Origin of the sequence: Agrobacterium salinitolerans (assembly GCF_002008225.1) — a bacterium.
Classification (GTDB): domain Bacteria; phylum Pseudomonadota; class Alphaproteobacteria; order Rhizobiales; family Rhizobiaceae; genus Agrobacterium; species Agrobacterium salinitolerans.
This window is the reverse complement of sequence record NZ_MRDH01000018.1, coordinates 103,465-126,575: the sequence shown is the minus strand read 5'-3', so window position 1 is coordinate 126,575 and position 23,111 is coordinate 103,465. Positions and strand designations below refer to the sequence as shown.

Below are 23,111 nucleotides of genomic sequence, written 5' to 3'. Positions count from 1 at the left end.
GCACCCAAACCCGCCTGGGGATGAGGAAACGAGGCTCATCTTATCTCCCATCCAGCATCGTAAAAGACGACAACAAAACGTCATCATCCCGAAAAAGAAAAAACCCGCCGAAAATATCGACGGGTTTGTCAGCGGTCTGAAGCCGCCGTGGATATCCCCGGCGGCTTTTTTGTTTCTCAGGACTGCTGACGGTTTCAGGCTGCCTGTTTGGCCTTCAGTTCCAGGCGACGGCGGTGCAGAACAGGTTCGGTGTAACCATTAGGCTGTTCGCGACCCTTCAGCACCAGTTCGACAGCCGCCTGAAATGCCACCGATCCATCGAAGTCGGATGCCATCGGCAGATAGGCCGGATCACCCGCATTCTGCGTATCGACCACGGCAGCCATGCGCTTCATGGTCTCGACGATCTGCCCCTCTGTCACCACACCATGGCGCAGCCAGTTCGCCATGTGCTGCGCGGAAATTCGAAGCGTGGCGCGGTCCTCCATCAGCCCGATATCGTTGATATCGGGCACCTTGGAGCAGCCGACGCCCTGATCGACCCAGCGCACGACATAGCCGAGAATACCCTGCGCATTGTTGTCGAGTTCGCGCTGGATTTCTTCCGGTGTCCAGTTGGGACGCGGCGCGACCGGCACCGACAGAATATCGGAGAGCTTTGCACGGCCGCGGCTTTTCAACCCCTCCTGCACCGAAGCGACATCGACCTTGTGATAGTGCGTGGCGTGCAGAGTCGCCGCCGTCGGCGAAGGCACCCAGGCGGTATTGGCGCCAGCCTTGGGGTGCGTGATCTTCTGCTCCAGCATGGCCGCCATCAGATCCGGCATGGCCCACATGCCCTTGCCGATCTGCGCATGGCCGGAAAGGCCACATTCGAGGCCGATATCAACGTTCCAGTTCTCGTAAGCGGCGATCCACGCCGCCTGCTTCATATCGCCCTTGCGGATCATCGGACCCGCCTCCATCGAGGTGTGGATTTCGTCGCCCGTGCGGTCGAGAAAGCCCGTATTGATGAAGACGACGCGATCCTTTGCGGCGCGGATGCTTTCCTTGAGGTTGACCGTGGTGCGGCGCTCCTCATCCATGATGCCCATTTTCATGGTGTTCGGCGCCATGCCGACAAGCTGTTCGACCCGGCTGAAGATTTCGTTGGCGAAGGCCACTTCCTCCGGCCCGTGCATCTTCGGCTTGACGACATACATCGAGCCGGCGCGGGAATTCTGACGCCGCCCGGATGGACCGACATCATAAAGGGCGATCAGCGCCGTGACGACAGCATCCATGATGCCTTCCGGCACCTCGCGGCCCTCCCTGTCGAGGATCGCCGGATTGGTCATGAGATGACCGACATTGCGCACCAGCATCAGGGACCGACCCGGCAGTGTAAGCGCAGAGCCATTGGGAGCGGCGTAATAGCGATCCGGGTTTAGGCTGCGGGTGAAGGTCTTGCCGCCCTTTGATACTTCTTCAGTCAGGTCGCCGCGCATCAGGCCAAGCCAGTTGCCATAAACCAGCACCTTGTCTTCGGCGTCGACGGCGGCAACCGAATCCTCACAATCCATGATGGTCGTGAGGGCGGATTCGAGAATGACATCTGAGATTCCCGCCTTGTCACCCTTGCCGATTTCGGTCGTGGGATCGATGACGATTTCGGTGTGCAAACCATTCTTGCCGAGCAGGATCGTTGCAGGCTTTGCCGCTTCGCCGCTGAAACCCTTGAACTGGGCTGCATCCTTGAGGCCAGTCCTGGCGTCGCCGATGGCAAGCTGCAACAGGCCATCCTCGGTCTTGAAACCGGTCACCTCGGACCAGCTTCCCGTCTCCAGCGGAGCGGATTCATCGAGGAAATTTCGCGCCCAGGCAATGACCTTTTCACCGCGCTTCGGATTGTACCCCCTGCCCTTCTCCGCACCGTCGGCGTCAGAAATGGCATCCGTTCCGTAAAGCGCATCATAAAGTGAACCCCAGCGGGCATTGGCCGCATTCAGCGCATAACGCGCATTCATGACCGGAACGACGAGCTGCGGGCCGGCAACGGCGGCTATTTCAGGGTCGACATTGCTGGTTTCCACCTGGAAGCCCGGGCCTTCCGGCAGCAGATAGCCGATGTCCTTCAGAAAGCCCTCATACGCGTCAAAATCCGCCGGCGCGCCATTCTGCCGATACCAGCCATCCAGCTTTTCCTGCAGGGCGTCGCGCTTTGCAAGCAACTCGCGGTTCTTCGGAGAAAGCTCGTGAACAATGGTCGAAAAACCTTCAAAGAACGCTTCGTTGTCCAGACCCGTGCCTGGCAGAACATCGTCTGTCAAAAAGGCATAAAGCCTGTCATCGATGGAAAGACCGAATTTATTCGTGCGGCTCACATGCGCCTCCTTTATTCTGAAGGCACAGATTGGACGCGGAGGCGGTCGCTCGTCAATTGCGGCGGACAGCCAAATATTATTTCCATTTTGGAAACAATGTGGGCGATCGTCGCCTTTTTCTACAAAAGCGCCTGCAGATCCTTGATGCGGTCATTCACCAGCCAGCCATAATAATTTTCTTCCGGCAACAGGGGCTGCTCCCCGCCTGACGCGCGCTGGCGATTTTTCTGGGCAAGGATGGTAGCGCGCTGCTGAGATCCGCCGACATTATAAAGCGTCGAGGTCACACCCGGATTCTTCGAAATATCCATGTCGGCAATCGATCTATAGTCGTCGATAGACTTGCGGATGGACGCCGCCATGAAAGCGAGCGACCGGTCAGGGTCCATGATGGCGGTATAGACGGCAGCGGCGTCGTTCTCATCCAGCTTCTCATAGCCGGACGTTCTCGACACCATATCGGACAACATCAGCGCCGTCAGCGGGTTGATCTGGCCGAGGCCGAAGGTCTGGCCGGCATAGAAGGGCTGGAAAAACACGGCGCTGAAGCGATTGTTCGGGTAGGCGACGCCATCAACCGTCCTGCCGCGGAAGTTGTCTTCCCAGACATCTTCCCGACAGTTCCAGAGGCTGTAGGAATCCCTTTTCGACTGGCATTTTGCAAATTGCGAATGCGTGAGGAACTGCGCGATGGTTTCGTCCTTGTAGCCGAAACGAAAGCTGTTGCCCGCATAAGAAGCAGCCTTGACGTAATAGGACTGCAGTCGGTCATAAGCGTCGACATTATAGGTATGTTCGCCAACGATCGCGCCGATCATATGGATCGGATCGATGCCGTAGCGCCCGGCCGTCGACTTGATCTTGGCGATTAGAGCTTTGTCGGAGGACAAGAGGTCGATGACCTTCTGGTATTTGCGCTCGAAAGAGGTGTTGGACGCTTTTGTTCTTTTTGCAGAAGCGCCGGGAACGCCGGGCTGTTCGGCATTGCGATTGCCTGGCGGAACGACCGTCGCAGCTTCGACGTAAGAAGACGCGGTGACGGTGAACGTCAAAGCAGCGGCAAATGCCAGAAGAGTTTTGCGCACGAGCGAATGCCTTTTCTCAAGCCTGCGGCTTCCGCCAGCGAAAGGTGCTGGGAAAACCGGACCATTCCACGAAAGCGGTTCCAACCGGAATGCAGCCCTTCCCATAAACAAAATGCGGGCTGAATGCGAGACAAGGCGGATAAAATAAAAGAGTGCGGCAAATATGGCCGCACTCTTCTTTCGTTGTCCCTGATGTCTTCAGAGAATGTAACGCGACAAATCCGTATCGGCGGCGAGATCGCCGACATGTTTTTTGACGTATTCCTGATCGATCTTGACGGCGGAGCCACCACGATCCGGTGCGTTGAAGGAAATCTCGTCGAGAACTCGCTCCATGACCGTCTGCAAACGGCGGGCGCCGATGTTCTCGACCGACGAATTGAGATGAACGGCCACATCGGCCAGCGCATCGATTGCATCATCGGTGAAATCGAGATCGAGTTCTTCCGTCGCCATCAGCGCCTTATACTGGCGGATGAGGCTTGCTTCCGTCTCGGTCAGGATACGGCGGAAATCCTCCTTCGTCAGCGGCTTCAGCTCGACGCGGATCGGCAGGCGGCCCTGAAGTTCGGGAAGGAGGTCCGAAGGCTTTGCCACATGGAAGGCGCCCGAGGCGATGAAGAGAACATGGTCGGTTTTGACAGGCCCGTATTTCGTCGAAACCGTCGTGCCTTCGACAAGCGGCAGCAAATCGCGCTGCACACCTTCGCGGGACACGCCGGCGCCCATGCCGCCATCGCGGGCGGCGATCTTGTCGATCTCGTCAAGGAAGACAATGCCGTCATTTTCGACCGATTTCACCGCCTCGCGCTGGATCATTTCATTGTCGAGCAGCTTGTCGGATTCGTCGCGGATAAGATCGGCATAGGATTTGGACACCGTCGTGCGCACCTTCTTGGTGCGTCCGCCCATGGCCTTGCCGAACATTTCCGACAGGTTGAGCACGCCGATATTGGCGCCCGGCATGCCGGGAATTTCGAAACCGGGCATGCCCGATCCGCTATCCGTCACCTCGATATCGATTTCCTTGTCGTCCAATTCGCCGTCGCGCAGCTTCTTGCGGAAGTTCTCACGGGTGCCCGGCGATGCCGTTGCGCCCACCAGTGCGTCAAGCACGCGCTCTTCGGCGCTCTGATGCGCCTTGGCCTGCACTTCGGCGCGCTTCTTTTCACGCACGAGGCCGATGCCGATCTCGACCAGATCGCGGATGATCTGTTCGACGTCGCGGCCGACATAACCGACTTCGGTGAACTTCGTGGCTTCGACCTTGATAAAGGGCGCGCCGGCGAGCTTCGCGAGACGGCGCGAAATCTCCGTCTTGCCGACACCGGTCGGCCCGATCATCAGAATATTTTTCGGCATGACTTCGTCGCGCAGGCTCTCATCGAGCTGCTGGCGACGCCAGCGGTTGCGCAGCGCAATTGCGACCGCACGTTTGGCATCATGCTGACCGATGATGTGGCGGTCGAGTTCCGAGACGATCTCCCGGGGAGAAAAAGTGGTCATTCTATCCTCTCGGCTTTCCTGTTCCGGCCGGCCATTTGGCCCGGCCCACAGGACCCTTGGTGAGTAATTGCTTATTCGGCGTCGAGCGTTTCGACGACGAGATTGTGGTTGGTATAAACGCAGATATCGGCGGCGATATCGAGCGCCTGACGCGCCACGTCCTCGGCCGACTTGTCCGTATCCATCATGGCGCGGGCGGCTGCGAAGGCATAGTTGCCGCCGGAGCCGATGGCGATTGTGCCATGTTCCGGTTCCAGCACATCACCATTGCCGGTGATGGCGAGCGTGGTCGATTTGTCAGCCACCAGCATCATGGCTTCGAGATTGCGCAGATATTTATCCGTGCGCCAGTCCTTCGCGAGCTCCACGGCGGCGCGCATCAGCTGGCCGGGATATTGCTCGAGTTTCTTTTCGAGACGGTCGAGCAACGTAAAAGCATCCGCCGTCGCGCCGGCAAAACCGGCAATCACTTCGCCCTTGCCGATGCGGCGAACCTTGCGGGCATTGCCCTTCATGACGGTCTGGCCAAGGCTTACCTGCCCGTCGCCAGCCATGACGACCTTGCCGCCCTTTCTGACTGTAATGATTGTTGTCATCAAACACCTGTCTGCCCTGCCGGGCCTGGGTTAACGGGCCGGGGTGCGGCCCTTCTCGGGTTCTATGTAAGTTTGCTTTTCACGATTGCAATCTTCGCGGCGTTGCTTGGTTTTGAGCCTGCAAGGCAAGACGATGGAACAACTGGATATTTGTGTCCCGTGCTGATAAGGAACGGCGACATTTTCACGGAGCGGCCAAAATGGCAGAACGTAAAGGCGAAATTATCCGCAAGACCAACGAAACCTCGGTTTCGGTCCGTGTGGATATCGACGGCACCGGCAAATCGAAAATTTCCACCGGCGTGGGATTTTTCGACCATATGCTGGAGCAGTTGAGCCGCCATTCGTTGATCGACATGGACATCGAAGTTCAGGGCGACCTGCATATCGATGACCACCACACCGTGGAAGATACCGGCATCGCCATCGGCCAGGCAATTGCCAAGGCCTTGGGCGACCGGCGCGGCATTACCCGTTACGCCTCGCTCGATCTTGCCATGGACGAGACGATGACCAAGGCCGCCGTCGATATTTCCGGCCGGCCCTTCCTGGTCTGGAACGTCAATTTTTCCGCGCCGAAGATCGGCACGTTCGATACCGAACTGGTGCGCGAGTTCTTCCAGGCGCTCGCGCAGAATGCCGGCATTACGCTGCATATCCTGAACCATTACGGCGCCAACAACCATCATATCGCCGAAACGTGCTTCAAGGCCGTTGCCCGCGTTCTTCGTACGGCAACCGAGATCGACCCCCGGCAGGCAGGCCGCGTTCCCTCGACGAAGGGCATGCTGGCCTGACGCCAAAGCGTCAGGAAGCCCATGACAAGCTATCTCGTTCTGGAAGCCCCCAACGGGCCGGACAGGAACCACAAGACGATCCGCTTCATTGCCGATCGTTTCGTCTGGCTGGCTCTCATTGCGCCATGGTTATGGCTTGCGATTAACCGGCTGTGGCTGGCGGCGGCTCTCGTTGTCTTCGCCCTCGTCGCGGCCGGGCAGGCCTCGATGTTAGCCGGATTCGAACCAATGGGCATTCTGTGCAATTTTGCCATCGGGATTATCACGGCGTTGGAGGGTCGCGATTTTCTCGTCCGGCACCTGATGCGCAAAGGCTGGACGCTGACGTCAGTCGTTTGCGCCCCTGATCTTTCGAGTGCCGAAGACATATATTTCTCCGGTCTATCCGAGAATCCTGGCGTGACAGAACAGCTGTCCCAGCCGGTCTGGACCCCTTCGCCGCAAAAGAGCGGCGGCAAAAACTTCGTCAACGATCCCGCCGGATCGTTTCTTTTCGACTTGAATGGAAGGCGCTGACATGCGTGTCGCGATTATCGACTACGGTTCGGGCAACCTGCGTTCGGCCACCAAAGCTTTCGAGCGTGCCGCCCGCGAAGCCGGCATCGATGCAACTATCGACCTGACCGACAGGCCGGATCATGTCGCCTCGGCGGACCGCATCGTGCTGCCGGGTGTCGGCGCCTATGCGGATTGCCGCGCCGGTCTTGACGCCGTTCCCGGAATGCATGACGCACTCATCGAAGCCGTCGAAAAAAGGGCCCATCCCTTCCTCGGCATCTGCGTCGGCATGCAGCTGATGTCCTCACGCGGGCTGGAAAAGACCGTCAGCACCGGGCTCGGCTGGATCGAAGGTGACGTCGTGGAAATGACGCCGTCCGATCCCACTCTTAAAATCCCGCAGATCGGCTGGAACACGCTGGAAATTCGCCACGCCCACCCGCTGTTCGACGGCATCAAGACAGGCGCTGACGGGTTGCACGCCTATTTCGTGCATTCCTATCATCTGGCGGCCAAGCATTCGACGGACGTCATCGCCACCACCAATTACGGTGGCGCGATGACGGCTTTTGTCGGCCGCGACAATATGGCGGGCGCGCAGTTCCACCCGGAAAAAAGCCAGACGCTCGGCCTTGCCCTGATTTCAAATTTCCTGCGCTGGAAGCCCTGACATGATTCTTTTCCCCGCAATCGATCTCAAAGACGGTGAGTGCGTTCGCCTGAAACTCGGCGATATGGACCAGGCAACCGTCTACAACACCGATCCCGGCGCGCAGGCGAAAGCCTTCGAGGATCAGGGTTTTGAATGGCTGCATGTGGTTGATCTCAACGGCGCCTTTGCTGGTGAAACAGTCAACGGTGCAGCGGTTGATGCCATTCTGAAAGCCACGAAAAACCCGGTGCAGCTGGGCGGCGGCATCCGCACGCTGGATCATATCGAGGCCTGGCTGAGCCGTGGTCTTGCGCGCGTCATTCTCGGCACGGTGGCAGTTCGCGATCCGGTTCTGGTCATTGAGGCTTGCAAACGTTTCCCCGGCCAGGTCGCCGTCGGCATCGACGCCAAAGGCGGCAAGGTGGCGGTGGAAGGCTGGGCGGAAGCCTCCGAACTCGGTGTCATCGAACTTGCCAAACGTTTTGAAGGCGCTGGCGTTGCCGCCATCATCTATACCGATATCGATCGTGACGGCATTCTAGCCGGCATCAACTGGGCCTCGACGCTGGAACTGGCGGATGCCGTATCGATCCCGGTCATCGCGTCCGGCGGACTTGCCTCCATCGATGATATCAAGCGCATGCTGCAGCCGGATGCCGCAAAGCTTGAGGGTGCGATTTCCGGTCGCGCGCTTTATGACGGTCGCATCGACCCCGCCGAGGCGCTTACCCTCATCAAGGCTGCAAAGGAGGTAAACGTATGACCCTCAAAGCCCGCGTTATTCCCTGCCTGGATGTGAAGGACGGTCGTGTCGTCAAGGGCGTGAACTTTGTCGACCTGATCGACGCTGGCGATCCCGTCGAGGCGGCGAAAGCCTATGATGCGGCCGGAGCGGACGAACTCTGCTTCCTCGACATTACCGCCTCTTCGGATAATCGTGACACGATCTTCGATGTCGTCTCGCGTACCGCCGACCATTGCTTCATGCCGCTGACCGTTGGCGGCGGGGTTCGCAGCGTCGCCGACATCCGCAAGCTGCTTCTGTGCGGGGCCGACAAGGTCTCGATCAATTCCGCAGCCGTCAAGGATCCGGATTTTGTGGCGCAGGCGGCCGATAAATTCGGCAACCAGTGCATCGTCGTTTCCATCGACGCCAAGCGCGTTTCGAAGGACGGAGAAGAAGGTCGCTGGGAAATCTTCACCCATGGCGGGCGCCAGCCGACCGGGATCGACGCCGTCGAATTCGCCATCAAGATGGTCGAACGCGGCGCCGGCGAATTGCTTGTAACCTCGATGGATCGCGACGGCACCAAGAGCGGATATGATATCGGCCTGACACGCACCATTGCCGATCAGGTTCGCGTGCCCGTCATCGCCTCGGGCGGCGTTGGAACTCTGGACGATCTGGTGGCGGGCGTGCGCGATGGCCATGCAACTGCGGTGCTTGCAGCCTCCATCTTCCACTTCGGCACCTATTCGATCGGGCAAGCCAAGACCTACATGGCCGAGCATGGTATCGCCATGCGTCTCGACTGATTGCAGGATTTCCCCATGAGCGCATTTTCCCTTTCCGATCTGGAGCGTATCGTCGCGACACGCGCCGCCGCCTCTCCTGATGAATCCTGGACGGCCAAGCTGGTTGCTGCCGGTCAGGAACGCGCCGCCAAAAAACTCGGCGAAGAGGCCGTGGAAGCCGTCATCGCCGCCATCGCGAAAGACCGTGATGGGCTGAAGAACGAGGCCGCCGACCTGCTTTACCATCTGCTGGTGGTGCTGAAGATCGCCGAGATTCCCCTGAGTGACGTCTTTGCCGAACTGGAGCGCCGGACCGGGCAGACCGGCCTTGCGGAAAAGGCGGCGAGGCCGACATCATGAATGTGGAGGCAGGCAGCGGGGAGAGAGGCATGCCAGGCACACTCGATCATTTCCGACCGGATGAATATTCGCCATACCACTTCTTCAGTTCGGAAGAATGGGCGAAGTTTCGCGCCGATACGCCACTGACCCTTTCCGCCGACGAGGTCAAACGGCTACGTTCGCTTGATGATCCGATCGATCTGGATGAAGTGCGGCGCATCTATCTCTCGCTATCGCGCCTATTGTCCTCCCATGTAGAAGCCTCGCAGCTGCTATTCGAACAGCGCAACCGCTTCCTCAACATGGGTGACGTCAACAAGACGCCCTTTGTCATCGGCATTGCCGGATCGGTGGCCGTTGGCAAGTCCACAACGGCGCGTATCCTGAAGGAGCTTCTGGCCCGCTGGCCCTCCAGCCCGAAGGTCGATCTCATCACGACTGATGGATTTCTCTATCCAAACGAGGTCCTGCGGCGGGAAAACCTGATGGAGCGCAAGGGCTTTCCCGAAAGTTACGATATCGGCGCGCTCCTGCGTTTCCTATCGGCGATAAAGGCGGGCCAGCCGAATGTGAAGGCGCCGCGTTATTCGCACCTGACCTACGACGTTCTGCCGAACGAATTCACTGTCATAGACCAGCCGGATATCCTGATCTTCGAAGGCATCAACGTACTGCAATCGCGCGACCTGCCGGCGGGTGGGCGGATCGTGCCGATCGTTTCCGACTTTTTCGATTTTTCGATTTATATCGATGCCGACGAGGACTTCATTCACAACTGGTATGTGAACCGGTTCATGAATCTGAGACAGACCGCCTTCCGCGACCCGAATTCATTCTTCAACCGTTATGCGTCGATCAGCGAAGAGGCAGCGCTCAGCATTGCCGAAGGGCTCTGGCAGAACATCAACCTGAAGAACCTGCGCCAGAACATCGTGCCGACGCGCCCGCGCGCCGATCTCATCCTTCGCAAGGGCAAGAACCACCTGATCGACACGGTAGCGCTTCGCAAGCTGTGAAGATGCCGCGCATGGCGGCACCCTTGGCGGTTAAAATCCGCTATTATGCAAGCTCAGGAATACGCAGGACCTGTCCGGGATAAATCTTGTCGGGATGCGTCAGCATCGGCTTGTTGGCTTCGAAGATGATGTTGTTCTTCGCGCCATTTGCCTTGCCATACTGGGCTTCCGCAATCTTCCAGAGATTGTCGCCCTTCTTGACCGTGTAGAAGACGGGTTCTTTCGCGGGCGCGTCAGTCACTTTCAGCTCGCCAGCCTCGACCTTGGAAATGCCGAGCGTATTGCCGACCGCGATGACCGCCTTTTCGAAAACCGACTGATCGGCTACTTCGCCCTTCAGAACGACCTTGTCGTCCACCACTGCGACCTGAACCTTGTCCGTGCCGAGATCGTGGGAAGCGAGTTCCTTCTTGACAGCTTCGACATCAGGGGCATCGTCACCGCCGATACCGAGCTTCTTTCCCGCTTCCTTGATGAAATTGAACAGACCCATAGCACCCTCCTTGGTTGTAGGGAGGCTTACCAGACGATATTTGAAGCTCTATGACAAGGGCGAAACATTTGGCCCTTATTCGCCCGAGGGCTTGCCGCGCATTTTCTTGATATCGGAGCGGCCAGACTTCGCCTTGAGGCGGCGCTCAACCGACCCCTTGGTGGGCTTGGTGGCCTTGCGCACCGGCGGCGGAGGGGCGGCAGCTTCGAGAAGCATTTCCTTCAGCCGCTCGCGGGCGTCTTCGCGATTGCGTTCCTGACTGCGAAACCGGCTTGCCTCGATCATCAGCACACCATCTTTGGACACACGCCTGCCACCGAGGCGCAGTGCATTGGTCTTTACCCGATCCGGAAGGGAGGGCGAATTGGCAATGTCGAAAAACAGCTGAACCGCCGTCGAGACCTTGTTGACGTTCTGGCCGCCCGGCCCGCCGGCCAGCACGAATTGCTCCGTCAGTTCCCAGCCGGCAATGGTGATGCGGTTATTGATGTAAAGCGGGTCGCTGGCCATGTTTTCTCTCCGCGCCGGTGATGCCACAGATCGCGAAAAATTAAAACAGAGGAGCAAACGAAAGAACCCGGCACAAGGCCGGGTCCGCTCCTCCTCACAAATGAGGCCTTATTATTCAGCCGCGAGCAAAAGGCCCGGCGCTGCGTCGCGCACCTTGCTGTCGACATGGTCTTCGAACTTGGTGAAGTTCGTGACGAACATCGACACCAGCTTCTTCGCTTGCGCGTCGTAAGCTGCGCCATCGGCCCAGGTGGAACGCGGATCGAGGATTGCGCTGTCGACGCCATCAAGCGACAGCGGCACGGCGAAACCAAAATTCGCATCGGTGCGGAATTGCGCGTTCTTCAGGTCGCCGGTAAGTGCGGCCGTTAGAAGCGCGCGCGTTGCCTTGATGGGCATACGCTTGCCGATGCCATAGGCGCCGCCGGTCCAGCCTGTATTCACCAGCCAGCAATCGACGCCGTGCTTGCCGATCAGCTCACGCAGCAGGTTGCCGTATTCCGCCGGGTGGCGCGGCATGAAGGGTGCGCCGAAGCAGGTCGAGAATGTCGCTTCCGGCTCGGTCACGCCCTTTTCCGTGCCGGCAACCTTAGCGGTGTATCCGGAGAGGAAGTGGTACATGGCCTGTTCCGGCGTCAGACGCGCGATCGGCGGCAGCACACCGAAGGCATCCGCCGTCAGCATGATGATCGTCTTCGGATGGCCGGCAATGCCCGTTTCCGATGCATTCGGAATAAAGTGCAATGGATAGGCGCTGCGGGTGTTTTCCGTCAGCGAATTGTCATTGAAATCAGGAACCCGGCTTTCATCCAGCACGACGTTTTCGAGAACCGTGCCGAAACGATTGGTCGCGGCGTAGATTTCCGGCTCGGCTTCCGCCGAAAGCTTGATCGCCTTGGCATAGCAGCCGCCTTCGAAATTGAAGATGCCGTGCTCGCCCCAGCCATGTTCGTCATCGCCGATCAGCGTGCGCGACGGATCGGCGGACAGCGTGGTCTTGCCGGTACCGGAGAGGCCAAAGAAAACGGCGGAATCACCCTGCGGACCGACATTGGCCGAGCAATGCATGGGCATGACGCCCTTGGCCGGCAGCAGGTAGTTCAGCACCGTGAAGACCGACTTCTTGTTTTCACCGGCATAGGAGGTGCCGCCGATGAGGACGAGGCCGTTGGTCAGATCGCAGGCAATGACGGTTTCCGAACGAACACCGTGACGCGCCGGATCGGCCTTGAAGCTTGGCAGGTTGATGATGGTGAGCTTCTGGCTGAAGCCCGAAAGCGTCTCCCCCTTCGGCCGGATCAGCAGATTGCGGATGAACAGCGAATGCCAGGCAAGCTCGGTGACGACGCGTGTCGGCAGCGCATTTTCCTCATCGGCGCCGCCGATCAGGTCCTGCACGTAAAGCGTCTTGCCGGCGGCGTGGGCCAGCATGTCCTGACGCAGCAGCTCGAAATTTTCCGGCGACAGCGGCTTGTTGTTGTCCCACCAGATGGTGTTCTCGGTGGAAGCATCACGAACGACGAATTTATCCTTCGGCGAGCGGCCCGTATGCTGGCCGGTGACGGCGCGCAGCGCACCGTCGATGGTCAGTTCGGCTTCGCCGTTACGGATCGCGTGCTCGTATAATTCGCTCTCATTGAGGTTATAAAAGACGCGGGAGGCCTCGCCCAGTCCGAGTTCCGCAACTCCATTGGCAGGATTATGAACCCCAAGCTCGTTCATGACGCGTTCCTTGTTGATGACGATAAGGCCGTTGAAATTTTCACGGAAAATACGTGGCAGCTTTTAGAAACGCAAGAGCCAAACTTTAAAAAACTTAGTAATTTCAATATATTAATCGATTTAAAAGATTTTATTTCTTTTTAAATCGGTTGAAGACGCATTAAAATCCAGCTGCGGCCTTTTTGCAAAATCCGCTCCCGCCTCACTGGCGATTTCGGGGCGAGTTTTCCTTTGCCACAATTTGTTCCACCTTTATACTCAAGAGAGTGGCTCGCGGCGCACAACCTTGGCTGGGTGAATGTCGGGAGTTACGAGAAAATGACGATGGAGACCAACTACATGCAGACGATCGCGCTTGTCGACGACGACCGGAATATTCTGACTTCGGTATCGATCGCGCTCGAAGCCGAAGGCTACCGGGTCGAAACGTATACGGACGGCGCCTCCGCGCTTGACGGGCTGATCGCCCGCCCGCCGCAGCTCGCCATTTTCGATATTAAGATGCCACGCATGGACGGCATGGAGCTTCTGCGGCGTCTTCGCCAGAAGTCGGATCTGCCGGTTATCTTCCTCACCTCCAAGGATGAAGAGATCGACGAATTGTTCGGCCTGAAGATGGGCGCTGACGACTTCATCACGAAACCCTTCTCGCAGCGTCTTCTGGTGGAACGCGTCAAAGCCATCCTGCGCCGCGCCAGCAGCCGCGAAGCGTCTGCTGCAACCGGCAGCGTGCTGAAGCCGACCGCCGATCAGCAGGCGCGCACGCTGGAGCGCGGGCAGCTCGCCATGGACCAGGAACGCCACACCTGCACCTGGAAGGGTGAGCCGGTGACGCTCACGGTCACCGAATTCCTCATCCTGCATTCGCTGGCGCAGCGACCGGGCGTGGTGAAAAGCCGCGACGCGCTGATGGATGCCGCCTATGACGAACAGGTCTATGTGGACGACCGCACCATCGACAGCCATATCAAGCGCCTTCGCAAGAAGTTCAAACTGGTCGATGGCGACTTCGATATGATTGAAACGCTTTATGGCGTAGGATATCGCTTCCGCGAAGCGGCTTGAAGAGCCGACTCACGCAGAAGGGACCGCCCGATAAGGGGCGGTGAGGACTTGAATACGTGTTGAAGAAAACGCCGGAAACCGTCTCGGACAGTGACGATGCCGAAGAACGCGGCAGCGAACGCCGCCATCGTATCCATCCGTTGACGATCATCCGGCGCATCTTCGGCAATGCGGTGTTTTCCAGCCTCACGCGCCGCATCCTTTTTTTCAACGTCGCGGCGACGGTGGTTCTGGTCGGCGGCATTCTCTATCTCAACCAGTTCCGCGAGGGGCTGATCGACGCGCGCGTGGAAAGCCTGTTGACGCAGGGCGAGATCATCGCCGGCGCTGTCTCCGCTTCCGCCTCGGTCGATACCAACTCGATCACCATCAATCCGGAAAAGCTGCTCGAATTGCAGGCGGGACAGAGCATCACCCCTGCCCCCAATGACGAGGACTTGAGTTTCCCGATCAATCCGGAGCGGGTCGCACCTGTGCTGCGGCGGCTGATTTCGCCGACGCGCACCCGTGCGCGGCTGTTCGATGCCGACGCCAACCTCCTGCTCGATTCCCGTCATCTTTATTCGCGCGGTCAGGTGCTGCGTTTCGACCTGCCGCCGGTAACACCGGAGACGCAAAGCTGGGGCGACTGGTTCACCAGCATGTTCAACCGCATGCTGCAGCCGAGCAGCCTGCCGCAATATAAGGAAGCGCCCGGCGGCGACGGTTCGATCTATCCCGAAGTGATGAATGCGTTGACCGGCGTGCGCGGCGCGGTCGTGCGTGTCACGGAAAAGGGCGAGCTGATTGTTTCCGTGGCCGTACCGGTGCAGCGCTTCCGGGCCGTGCTCGGCGTTCTGCTGCTTTCTACGCAAGCGGGCGACATCGACAAGATCGTGCATGCGGAGCGCCTTGCCATCATGCGCGTCTTCGGCATCGCGACGCTGGTCAATATCGTCCTGTCGCTGCTCCTCTCCTCCACCATCGCCACGCCGCTTCGGCGGCTTTCGGCGGCTGCAATCCGCGTGCGCCGCGGGGCGAGAACCCGCGAGGAAATACCGGATTTCTCGGCGCGTCAGGATGAGATCGGCAATCTTTCGATTGCGTTGCGTGAAATGACGACGGCGCTTTACGACCGTATCGACGCCATCGAAAGCTTCGCCGCCGATGTCAGCCATGAGCTCAAGAACCCGCTGACCTCGCTGCGCAGCGCCGTGGAGACCCTGCCGCGCGCCAAGACCGAAGAGTCCAAACAGCGCCTGACCGAAATCATCTTCCACGATGTGCGCCGTCTCGACCGCCTGATCAGCGACATTTCGGATGCGTCGCGGCTCGATGCCGAACTGGCGCGCGCCGACGCCTCTCCGCTCGATCTCGATGTGCTGATGAAGGGTCTGGTGGATATATCCCGCCAGATAAGCACCAAGAAGAAAAGTGTGACGATCGACTATGTCATCGACCGGAAAGCAGGCGCAAAGACCTCCTTCGTGGTGAATGGTCACGATCTGCGTATCGGTCAGATCGTCACCAACCTCATCGAGAATGCGCGATCCTTCGTTGCCGAGGAAAGCGGCCGCATCACCGTGCGCCTCTCCCGTCACAAGGATCGTTGCATCGTGCAGGTGGAGGACAACGGGCCCGGCATTCAGGCAGAAGACATCGACCGGATTTTCGAGCGCTTCTACACAGACCGGCCGGCGAGCGAAGGGTTCGGACAGAATTCCGGCCTTGGCCTTTCCATCAGCCGCCAGATCGCGGAAGCCCATGGCGGCAGTCTGCGGGCGGAGAACGTAGTCGACAAATATGGCGTGATTTCCGGCGCGCGCTTCACCCTGTCGCTGCCGGCGGCCGAAACCCATGACCGCTGAACGCTTCAACCTGCACGCCACCGCCATCACCGTTCAAAACACCGGCATTCTTTTCGTCGGACCGTCGGGCAGCGGCAAAAGCGAACTTGCCTTCAGCTTTCTAACGGAGGCCGAACGCTGCGGATTGCCGGCGGCGCTGATCGCGGACGATCAGATTTTCGTGTATCGCGATGGCGACAACATCATTGCCGAGCGGCCGGACGCCATCGCCGGCCTGCTGGAATTGCGCGGCAGCGGCATCGTTTCCATCAGAAGCGTTGCGCGCGCTCCACTACATTTTGCCGTCACGACAGTTCTTTCAGGGACAAATCCAAGACTTCCTGAAGATGACGAGAGGTTTTCCCTGCCCTGCGGCGGGCATATCCGGCTTCTGCGCATTCCGCTTTCCAGCCTGACGCCCTATGGAAAATTTGCTGCACTTGCTCAGAATCTTTTTAAAACGAATGTGAAGTGACGATGATTCGGGCGATTTTAGGCTTGCGATTCGCATTTTCCTCATCAAGATGAAATCCCACCGATGGACAGGATTGCCGCGTTGCGATAGTCGGCAATGAGAGTGCGTGTGCAAGGGAGCATTTCATGATCGGACTAGTGCTTGTCACCCATGGCAAGCTGGCTGAGGAGTTTCGCCATGCGTTGGAGCATGTCGTCGGTCCCCAGAAATTGATCGAGACGGTCTGTATCGGTCCCGAAGACGACATGGATCAGCGCCGGCAGGATATCATCGACGCCGTTGCGCGCGCCAATGACGGCAATGGCGTGATCATCCTGACGGATATGTTCGGCGGCACACCCTCCAATCTTGCGATTTCCGTCATGAATAACGGCAATGTCGAAGTCATCGCAGGGGTCAATCTTCCCATGCTGATCAAGCTTGCAGGCGTTCGCAGCGAAGATAATATGGACAAGGCCCTTCAGGATGCATCCGATGCCGGCCGCAAATATATCAACGTCGCCAGCCGCGTTTTAAGCGGCAAGTGAGAAGTCAGCCCATGTCGCCATTCTCCCGGGAACTACCGATCATCAATAAACGCGGTCTCCACGCCCGGGCTTCTGCCAAATTCGTACAGATGGTTGAAGGTTTCGACGCGACGATCACGGTTTCCAAGGATGGCATGACCGTTGGCGGCACCTCCATCATGGGCCTGATGATGCTGGCGGCCAGCCCCGGCTGCAGCGTTTATGTCGAGGCAAGCGGCAATCAGGCGAAAGAAGCGCTGGAAGCACTGGAGGCGCTGGTCGCCGACCGCTTCGGCGAAGAAGCCTGAGCCGGCACATATAAAGACATAAAGACTTCTTTATATCATCATTGCCAGATCGTTCGTGGCCTGCTAAACCGCAGCTACGTTTAAAAGCCGGGCTGTGAGGCGCGGCGTTTCTGATCTGGAGAACCTTATGAGCCTTGAGAAGGACTACATCGTCGCCGATATCAACCTTGCCGCATTCGGCCGCAAGGAGCTGGACATCGCCGAAACCGAAATGCCGGGCCTGATGTCCTGCCGCAAGGAATTCGGTGAAAGCAAGCCCCTGAAGGGCGCACGTATTACCGGTTCTCTTCACATGACGATCCAGACCGGCGTTCTCATCGAGACGCTGAAGGAACTGGGCGCGGAGATTCGCTGGGCCTCTTGCAACATCTTCTCGACGCAGGACCATGCGGCGGCAGCCATTGCAGCAGCCGGCATTCCGGTATTCGCCGTCAAGGGTGAAAGCCTGACGGAATATTGGGAATATACCGACAAGATCTTCCAGTGGACCGACGGCGGTCTCTCTAACATGATCCTCGATGACGGCGGCGACGCCACCATGTACATCCTGCTCGGCGCACGCGCCGAAGCCGGTGAGGACGTTCTGTCCAATCCCGGTTCGGAAGAAGAGGAAATCCTCTTCGCGCAGATCAACAAGCGCCTCAAGGCCTCGCCCGGCTGGTTCACCAAGCAGCGCGACGCGCTGAAGGGTGTCACCGAAGAAACGACGACCGGCGTTCACCGTCTCTACGATCTCAGCAAGAAGGGCCTGCTGCCCTTCCCGGCGATCAACGTCAATGACAGCGTCACCAAGTCGAAGTTCGACAACAAGTATGGCTGCAAGGAATCTCTCGTCGACGGCATTCGCCGCGCAACCGATGTGATGATGGCCGGCAAGGTTGCCGTGGTCTGCGGTTATGGCGACGTTGGCAAGGGTTCCGCAGCCTCGTTGCAGGGCGCTGGCGCCCGCGTGAAGGTGACCGAAATCGACCCGATCTGCGCGCTTCAGGCCGCCATGGACGGTTTTGAGGTCGTTCGCCTGGAAGACGTCGTCTCTTCCGCTGACATCTTCATCACCACGACAGGCAATAAGGACGTGATCCGCATCGAGCATATGCGCGAGATGAAGGACATGGCGATCGTCGGCAATATCGGCCACTTCGACAATGAAATTCAGGTCGCCTCGCTGCGTAACCTGAAGTGGACGAACATCAAGCCGCAGGTCGACATGATCGAGTTCCCGAAGGGCAACCGCATCATTCTTCTGTCCGAAGGCCGCCTGCTGAACCTCGGCAACGCCACCGGTCACCCGTCCTTCGTCATGTCGGCCTCCTTCACCAACCAGGTGCTGGGCCAGATTGAGCTCTTCACCAAGCAGGGCGAATACAAGAATGAAGTTTACGTGCTTCCCAAGCACCTCGACGAGAAGGTCGCGCGCCTTCATCTCGAGAAGCTTGGCGTGCGCCTGACCGAACTTTCCGACCTTCAGGCAGATTATATCGGCATCTCGAAGGAAGGTCCGTTCAAGGCGGAACACTACAGATATTAATTTCATAGTTAATATCCACTGAAATTACACAATATCTAGATGCCGTGCGCTTGACAAAGCGCACGGCATCTTTTTTGCGCGCTCACTTCCCGCAGATTTATGAAGACGGTATTGTCATCAGACTTGATTCGGACACGCCAAAGGGCGGCGGGGACGAAATGGGATGTCTTGTCGAAGATGCGGCACATAGGACGGAGACAGACCGGGGATGACGGTTCAAAATTCGGATCTGCGCAAGCAGACAGTTCAACGCCTTGAAAACACGCATGCGGGCGTGGCATTGAGTGCGGCTCTTGCGCGTTGCCGGCAGGTCGTCAGTGCGGTTCAGACAGGCTTTGCGAGGCTGCCTGTCCTGCTTTCGGGCACGGTTCTCGCCGGCTCGACAACCGTTGCGATGGCGCAGGACGGCCTTGTGGCAAAGACCGGCGCGCGGCTGTTCTCATCCGGAGAAACCATCACCTATTCGCTTTTCGTCGGCATGCTTTCGGCAACGCTGTTTTCTGTCGTCTGGCTGGTGCGCCAGCGCGGTAATATCGAGGCGGAAAGCAGCGAATACCGACAGGCGCTTGCGCAGTCCCACCACAAGATCGCGAAATACGAGGCGCTGATTTCCGACAAGAGCCGCCGCATCGTCATCTGGGACGGCGCGGACAAACGTCCGGAATTTCTGGGCCAGCTACCAGCCGAGACCGGTGTGCCGCAAGCGGACCAGGATTTTCTGGCATTCGGCCGCTGGCTGAAGCCGGCATCCGCAAGCCAGCTTGAGAAATCCATCGAGAAACTGCGCAGCCACGCCCAGAGTTTCGACCTGACCATCGAGACACAGCGCGGCGAAGTCATTGAAGTTCAGGGCCGGGTTTCCGGCGGAAACGCCTTTGCGCGCTTCATCGCGCTCAACAATCTGCGCGCTGAACTCGCGGAATTGCAGGTCGAGCGCGAGCGTCTACTTGCCTCCGTATCGACATTTCAGGAACTTCTCGATTCCATCGAACAGCCCGTCTGGCGTCGCAATGGCGAAGGTGAACTCACCTGGGTCAACCACGCTTACGCCCATGCGGTGGATGCGCGTGATGCCGGGCAGGCCGTTCAGGAAAAGCGCGAACTTCTGAACACGGTTACACGACAGAAGATACGCGCGGCTGCGACACCGGAATCGCCCTATCATGATCGCATTTCGACCGTCGTTTCCGGTAACCGCAGCTTCTTCGACGTCGTCGACATAAAAACGGCGGGCGGGTCTGCCGGGATCGCCATCGATGCCACCGAAGCGGAAACCATCAGCGAGGAACTCAAGCGAGTTTTGAAAAGCCACGCCGAAACGCTCGATCATCTGGCGACGCCCGTCGCCATTTTCGACGGCCGGCAGCGGCTGCAATTCTACAATCAGGCTTTCGCGGCTCTGTGGGGTCTCGATCTCGTTTTCCTCGAATCCAGCCCTGATAATTCCGAACTTCTGGACAGGCTGCGTACCGCCGGCAAATTGCCGGAGCAGCTGAACTGGAAGAATTGGAAGGAGACGGCGCTTTCCGTCTACCGTTCGCTCGATACCAAGACGGATCTGTGGCACCTGCCCAATGGCCAGACCTTGCGGGTCATCGCCACCGCGCATCCGCAGGGTGGCGCGACCTGGGTTTTCGAGAACCTGACCGAGCAGGTCGATCTTCAGATGCGCTACAACACCTTGGTCAAGGTGCAGGGCGAAACCATCGACCATCTGGCAGAAGGTGTCGCCGTATTCGGTGCAGACGGGCGCATTCGCCTGTCCAACCCGGCATTCCGGGCGCTCTGGGGCGTGACGGCCGATGAAGCGGAAACGGGCACGCATATTCGCGCCATCGAAACCGCCTGCGCCCAATCCTATGACGGACCGGACGGCTGGCGCGCCTTCAGCCAGTTCATCACCAGCTTCGATGACGAACGGCCGTCGCGGCAGGGCACGCTGGAACTGCTTTCCGGCCTCGTGCTCGATTATGCGATCATTCCGCTGCCGGATGCGCAGACAATGCTGACCTTCGTCAACATGACGGACAGCGTGCGCGCCGAGCGGGCGCTCAAGGAAAAGAACGACGCGCTTCTGAAGGCGGACGAGCTGAAGAACGATTTCGTGCAGCATGTTTCCTACGAGTTGCGCTCGCCACTGACCAATATCATCGGCTTCACCGATCTCCTGAAGACCCCCGGCATCGGCCAATTGACGGAACGGCAGGCGGAATATCTCGATCATATTTCCACCTCGTCCTCGGTTCTCCTGACCATCGTCAACGATATTCTCGATCTCGCAACCGTCGATGCCGGCATCATGCAGCTCAATTATTCGGATAATGATCTGAACGAGCTGCTCGACGATGTTTCGGTGCAGATCGCCGACCGGCTGCAGGAAAGCGGTATTTCGCTCGAGATCGTCGCGCCTGCCCATCTCGGCAGTCTGGTGGCCGACCACCAGCGGCTGAAACAGATTCTCATCAAGCTCCTGACCAATGCGATCAACTTCGCACCCGAAGGTTCCTCCGTGCAGCTCTCCTGCCAGCGCAGCGAAGGCGACTTCGTATTCTCCGTTGCGGATAAGGGTCCGGGCATTCCCGAAGACATGCTGAAAACGGTGTTCGACCGCTTTTCGACGCGTGGCAATGGCGGACGGCGGACCGGTGCGGGGCTTGGCCTTTCCATCGTCGAAAGCTTCGTCAGCCTGCATCATGGCACCGTCAGCATCGACAGCCGACCCGGCAACGGCACCATCGTCACCTGCCGCATTCCCTCCGCCACACGGCCGCACTCCATCGCCGCAGAATGAGCCAAGACATCTTGCCGATCACCATTTCGCTGGCGGGAGAAAGAGACACCATAAGGCTCGGTGAAGACCTAGCCTTGGCCCTGAAACCCGGCGATTGCCTGGCGCTGATCGGCGATCTCGGCGCTGGCAAATCCACGCTCGCCCGCGCCTTCATCCGGGCGATGGCGGATGAACCCGATCTTGAGGTTCCGAGCCCCACCTTCACCATCATCCAGACTTATGACGCCCGCATCCCCGTCGCCCATCTCGATCTCTACCGGCTTTCGGATGTTTCGGAGCTGGATGAACTCGGCATCGATGAAATGCTGGAGGAGGGCGTCTGCCTGATCGAGTGGCCTGACATCGCCGCAGAGGTTCTGCCGCCGGAGCAGACGATCACCCTGCGGCTGACGCATTCGGGCGAAGGCCGCGTGGCCGTAATAGAGGCTCCCGCAAAACGAAAAGCACGGCTCGACCGTGTTTTCGCCATTCGTGAATTTCTGGCGAAAAATGACAGAGGTGGTGCGACCCGCCGTTTTCTGAGTGGCGATGCCTCCACACGCGCCTACGAGACGATTTCCACCGATGGTCCCGAGCTTATTCTGATGGACTGGCGCCGCCCCATGAGAGGCGCGATCGTTGCGGATGGCAAGACCTATGCGGAAATCGCCCATCTTGCCCAGGATGCCCGCTCCTTTGTGGCGATCGGCGACTATCTGCGAAACACTGGTTTCTGCGCGCCGGAGATTCTGGCTGCGGATATCGATCAGGGCATTCTCCTTCTGGAGGATCTCGGACGGGAGGGCGTGCTGGCTGCCGACGGCACACCGATAGAAGAGCGTTATCTTCAAAGTGTCGCCTGTCTCGCCACTCTTCACCAGACACCACCCCCGGCATTGCTGCCGATGCGCGATGGCAGCACCTACGACATTCCTCCCTTCGACCGGCAGGCGATGAAGATCGAAGTCTCTCTGCTGGTGGAATGGTATCTGCCCCATAAACGCGGTGGAGCGCTTACCGATGGCGAGAAACAGGACTATTACGCCATCTGGGACGGCCTGATCGATGCGCTGGCCGGCTGTGAAACGGGGCTTCTGCTGCGTGACTTCCATTCGCCGAACATTCTCTGGCAGGCGCAGAACAGCGGCATCCGTCAGGTCGGCCTGATCGATTTTCAGGATGCGATGATTGGCCCCACCGCCTATGATCTCGCTTCCATCGTACAGGATGCGCGGGTTACCATCTCTCCCGAATTGCAGACACGCCTGCTTTCGCATTATCTCGACAGCAGAAAAGCGACGCCCGCTTTCGATGAGGCCACATTCCTCAAGGCTTTCGCCATCATGTCGGCGCAGCGCAACTGCAAGCTTGCAGGCATCTGGGTAAGGCTGTTGGAACGGGACAAGAAACCCGGTTATATGAAACATATGCCGAGGACGTTCCGCTATCTGGCCGCTGCACTTTCCCATCCGCAGCTGGCACCGCTCAAAGAATGGTGTGTCCGCATGGGCATGGACTTTAACGACGAACACGGTTGA

The 23,111-nt window shown here is 58.7% G+C and carries 22 protein-coding genes; 15 read left to right on the top strand and 7 right to left on the bottom strand.

Annotation, left to right across the window (positions count from 1 at the left end):
* Positions 1 to 194 precede the first annotated feature (194 nt).
* From BS627_RS13465 to hslV, 4 genes are all read right to left on the bottom strand, one after another.
* Positions 195 to 2,363, bottom strand: a complete 2,169-nt coding sequence (locus BS627_RS13465) for a malate synthase G (RefSeq protein WP_077983708.1) — start codon at positions 2,361 to 2,363, stop codon at positions 195 to 197.
* Between the two features lie 119 nt (positions 2,364 to 2,482).
* On the bottom strand, positions 2,483 to 3,448 hold the full coding sequence (locus BS627_RS13460) for a DUF1402 family protein (protein ID WP_077983726.1): 966 nt from the start codon (positions 3,446 to 3,448) through the stop codon (positions 2,483 to 2,485).
* A gap of 198 nt (positions 3,449 to 3,646) precedes the next feature.
* The gene (hslU, locus tag BS627_RS13455; RefSeq protein ID WP_077983707.1) at positions 3,647 to 4,954 is read right to left on the bottom strand and encodes an ATP-dependent protease ATPase subunit HslU; all 1,308 of its coding nucleotides are present in this window, start codon (positions 4,952 to 4,954) and stop codon (positions 3,647 to 3,649) included.
* Positions 4,955 to 5,025: 71 nt separating this feature from the next.
* The gene (gene hslV, locus BS627_RS13450) at positions 5,026 to 5,550 is read right to left on the bottom strand and encodes an ATP-dependent protease subunit HslV (protein ID WP_077983706.1); all 525 of its coding nucleotides are present in this window, start codon (positions 5,548 to 5,550) and stop codon (positions 5,026 to 5,028) included.
* Positions 5,551 to 5,750: 200 nt separating this feature from the next.
* Here hslV and hisB point away from each other — a divergent pair, with 200 nt between their 5' ends.
* From hisB to coaA, 7 genes are read left to right on the top strand one after another with little or no spacing between them, the layout of a single operon-like run.
* Complete coding sequence (gene hisB, locus BS627_RS13445; RefSeq protein WP_077983705.1) at positions 5,751 to 6,347, top strand: imidazoleglycerol-phosphate dehydratase HisB; 597 nt, start codon at positions 5,751 to 5,753, stop codon at positions 6,345 to 6,347.
* A gap of 21 nt (positions 6,348 to 6,368) precedes the next feature.
* Positions 6,369 to 6,863, top strand: a complete 495-nt coding sequence (locus BS627_RS13440; protein WP_077983704.1) for a DUF2628 domain-containing protein — start codon at positions 6,369 to 6,371, stop codon at positions 6,861 to 6,863.
* A gap of 1 nt (position 6,864) precedes the next feature.
* Entirely contained in the window at positions 6,865 to 7,515 is a 651-nt protein-coding gene (gene hisH / locus BS627_RS13435; RefSeq protein WP_077983725.1) for an imidazole glycerol phosphate synthase subunit HisH, read from the top strand.
* A 1-nt stretch (position 7,516) separates the two neighbouring features.
* Positions 7,517 to 8,260 carry a 1-(5-phosphoribosyl)-5-[(5-phosphoribosylamino)methylideneamino]imidazole-4-carboxamide isomerase gene (gene hisA / locus BS627_RS13430; protein ID WP_077983703.1) on the top strand — a complete coding sequence of 248 codons (744 nt, stop codon included), beginning with the start codon at positions 7,517 to 7,519 and terminating at the stop codon, positions 8,258 to 8,260.
* Entirely contained in the window at positions 8,257 to 9,033 is a 777-nt protein-coding gene (hisF, locus tag BS627_RS13425; protein ID WP_077983702.1) for an imidazole glycerol phosphate synthase subunit HisF, read from the top strand. Before hisA ends, hisF begins: the two co-directional genes overlap by 4 nt.
* A 15-nt stretch (positions 9,034 to 9,048) precedes the next feature.
* Positions 9,049 to 9,372 carry a phosphoribosyl-ATP diphosphatase gene (locus BS627_RS13420; protein ID WP_077983701.1) on the top strand — a complete coding sequence of 108 codons (324 nt, stop codon included), beginning with the start codon at positions 9,049 to 9,051 and terminating at the stop codon, positions 9,370 to 9,372.
* Positions 9,369 to 10,370, top strand: coding sequence for a type I pantothenate kinase (gene coaA, locus BS627_RS13415; protein ID WP_170985697.1), 1,002 nt, complete (start codon positions 9,369 to 9,371; stop codon positions 10,368 to 10,370). The genes BS627_RS13420 and coaA overlap by 4 nt, the downstream gene beginning before the upstream one ends.
* A 43-nt stretch (positions 10,371 to 10,413) precedes the next feature.
* On the opposite strand, the gene lysM is transcribed toward coaA, so the two are convergent.
* The 3 genes from lysM to BS627_RS13400 all read right to left on the bottom strand — a co-directional run bounded on the left by lysM (position 10,414) and on the right by BS627_RS13400 (position 13,095).
* Complete coding sequence (gene lysM / locus BS627_RS13410; RefSeq protein WP_077983700.1) at positions 10,414 to 10,863, bottom strand: peptidoglycan-binding protein LysM; 450 nt, start codon at positions 10,861 to 10,863, stop codon at positions 10,414 to 10,416.
* A 75-nt stretch (positions 10,864 to 10,938) separates the two neighbouring features.
* Positions 10,939 to 11,373 carry an alternative ribosome rescue aminoacyl-tRNA hydrolase ArfB gene (arfB, locus tag BS627_RS13405; protein WP_077983699.1) on the bottom strand — a complete coding sequence of 145 codons (435 nt, stop codon included), beginning with the start codon at positions 11,371 to 11,373 and terminating at the stop codon, positions 10,939 to 10,941.
* A gap of 111 nt (positions 11,374 to 11,484) precedes the next feature.
* Positions 11,485 to 13,095 carry a phosphoenolpyruvate carboxykinase gene (locus tag BS627_RS13400; protein ID WP_077983698.1) on the bottom strand — a complete coding sequence of 537 codons (1,611 nt, stop codon included), beginning with the start codon at positions 13,093 to 13,095 and terminating at the stop codon, positions 11,485 to 11,487.
* A gap of 339 nt (positions 13,096 to 13,434) precedes the next feature.
* Between BS627_RS13400 and chvI the strand changes: the two genes are divergently transcribed.
* From chvI to tsaE, 8 genes are all read left to right on the top strand, one after another.
* A complete protein-coding gene (gene chvI, locus BS627_RS13395) occupies positions 13,435 to 14,160 on the top strand; it encodes a two-component system response regulator ChvI (protein ID WP_003505377.1) in 726 nt (241 codons plus the stop codon).
* Between the two features lie 56 nt (positions 14,161 to 14,216).
* Positions 14,217 to 16,007: a two-component system sensor histidine kinase ChvG gene (gene chvG, locus BS627_RS13390; RefSeq protein ID WP_077983697.1), complete on the top strand. Its 1,791-nt coding sequence runs from the start codon at positions 14,217 to 14,219 to the stop codon at positions 16,005 to 16,007.
* On the top strand, positions 15,997 to 16,461 hold the full coding sequence (locus tag BS627_RS13385; RefSeq protein WP_077983696.1) for an HPr kinase/phosphorylase: 465 nt from the start codon (positions 15,997 to 15,999) through the stop codon (positions 16,459 to 16,461). Before chvG ends, BS627_RS13385 begins: the two co-directional genes overlap by 11 nt.
* Before the next feature lie 125 nt (positions 16,462 to 16,586).
* Positions 16,587 to 16,988 (top strand): PTS sugar transporter subunit IIA, encoded by a 402-nt coding sequence (locus BS627_RS13380; RefSeq protein ID WP_003505374.1) that lies wholly within the window; start codon positions 16,587 to 16,589, stop codon positions 16,986 to 16,988.
* A gap of 11 nt (positions 16,989 to 16,999) precedes the next feature.
* Entirely contained in the window at positions 17,000 to 17,275 is a 276-nt protein-coding gene (locus tag BS627_RS13375) for an HPr family phosphocarrier protein (protein ID WP_003521181.1), read from the top strand.
* A gap of 127 nt (positions 17,276 to 17,402) precedes the next feature.
* Positions 17,403 to 18,803, top strand: a complete 1,401-nt coding sequence (gene ahcY / locus BS627_RS13370; protein WP_077983695.1) for an adenosylhomocysteinase — start codon at positions 17,403 to 17,405, stop codon at positions 18,801 to 18,803.
* Positions 18,804 to 19,011: 208 nt separating this feature from the next.
* A complete protein-coding gene (locus BS627_RS13360; protein ID WP_077983693.1) occupies positions 19,012 to 21,594 on the top strand; it encodes a sensor histidine kinase in 2,583 nt (860 codons plus the stop codon).
* Positions 21,591 to 23,111, top strand: coding sequence for a tRNA (adenosine(37)-N6)-threonylcarbamoyltransferase complex ATPase subunit type 1 TsaE (gene tsaE / locus BS627_RS13355; RefSeq protein WP_077983692.1), 1,521 nt, complete (start codon positions 21,591 to 21,593; stop codon positions 23,109 to 23,111). The genes BS627_RS13360 and tsaE overlap by 4 nt, the downstream gene beginning before the upstream one ends.

Bases quoted from the DNA above. Each gene is read 5' to 3' on its own strand.
- hslU (WP_077983707.1), bottom strand. From the start codon at position 4,954: ATGACCACTTTTTCTCCCCGGGAGATCGTCTCGGAACTCGACCGCCAC.
- hslV (WP_077983706.1), bottom strand. From the start codon at position 5,550: ATGACAACAATCATTACAGTCAGAAAGGGCGGCAAGGTCGTCATGGCT.
- hisB (WP_077983705.1), top strand. From the start codon at position 5,751: ATGGCAGAACGTAAAGGCGAAATTATCCGCAAGACCAACGAAACCTCG.
- BS627_RS13440 (WP_077983704.1), top strand. From the start codon at position 6,369: ATGACAAGCTATCTCGTTCTGGAAGCCCCCAACGGGCCGGACAGGAAC.
- hisH (WP_077983725.1), top strand. From the start codon at position 6,865: ATGCGTGTCGCGATTATCGACTACGGTTCGGGCAACCTGCGTTCGGCC.
- hisA (WP_077983703.1), top strand. From the start codon at position 7,517: ATGATTCTTTTCCCCGCAATCGATCTCAAAGACGGTGAGTGCGTTCGC.
- hisF (WP_077983702.1), top strand. From the start codon at position 8,257: ATGACCCTCAAAGCCCGCGTTATTCCCTGCCTGGATGTGAAGGACGGT.
- BS627_RS13420 (WP_077983701.1), top strand. From the start codon at position 9,049: ATGAGCGCATTTTCCCTTTCCGATCTGGAGCGTATCGTCGCGACACGC.
- coaA (WP_170985697.1), top strand. From the start codon at position 9,369: ATGAATGTGGAGGCAGGCAGCGGGGAGAGAGGCATGCCAGGCACACTC.
- lysM (WP_077983700.1), bottom strand. From the start codon at position 10,863: ATGGGTCTGTTCAATTTCATCAAGGAAGCGGGAAAGAAGCTCGGTATC.
- arfB (WP_077983699.1), bottom strand. From the start codon at position 11,373: ATGGCCAGCGACCCGCTTTACATCAATAACCGCATCACCATTGCCGGC.
- BS627_RS13400 (WP_077983698.1), bottom strand. From the start codon at position 13,095: ATGAACGAGCTTGGGGTTCATAATCCTGCCAATGGAGTTGCGGAACTC.
- chvI (WP_003505377.1), top strand. From the start codon at position 13,435: ATGCAGACGATCGCGCTTGTCGACGACGACCGGAATATTCTGACTTCG.
- BS627_RS13385 (WP_077983696.1), top strand. From the start codon at position 15,997: ATGACCGCTGAACGCTTCAACCTGCACGCCACCGCCATCACCGTTCAA.
- BS627_RS13380 (WP_003505374.1), top strand. From the start codon at position 16,587: ATGATCGGACTAGTGCTTGTCACCCATGGCAAGCTGGCTGAGGAGTTT.
- BS627_RS13375 (WP_003521181.1), top strand. From the start codon at position 17,000: ATGTCGCCATTCTCCCGGGAACTACCGATCATCAATAAACGCGGTCTC.
- ahcY (WP_077983695.1), top strand. From the start codon at position 17,403: ATGAGCCTTGAGAAGGACTACATCGTCGCCGATATCAACCTTGCCGCA.
- BS627_RS13360 (WP_077983693.1), top strand. From the start codon at position 19,012: ATGACGGTTCAAAATTCGGATCTGCGCAAGCAGACAGTTCAACGCCTT.
- tsaE (WP_077983692.1), top strand. From the start codon at position 21,591: ATGAGCCAAGACATCTTGCCGATCACCATTTCGCTGGCGGGAGAAAGA.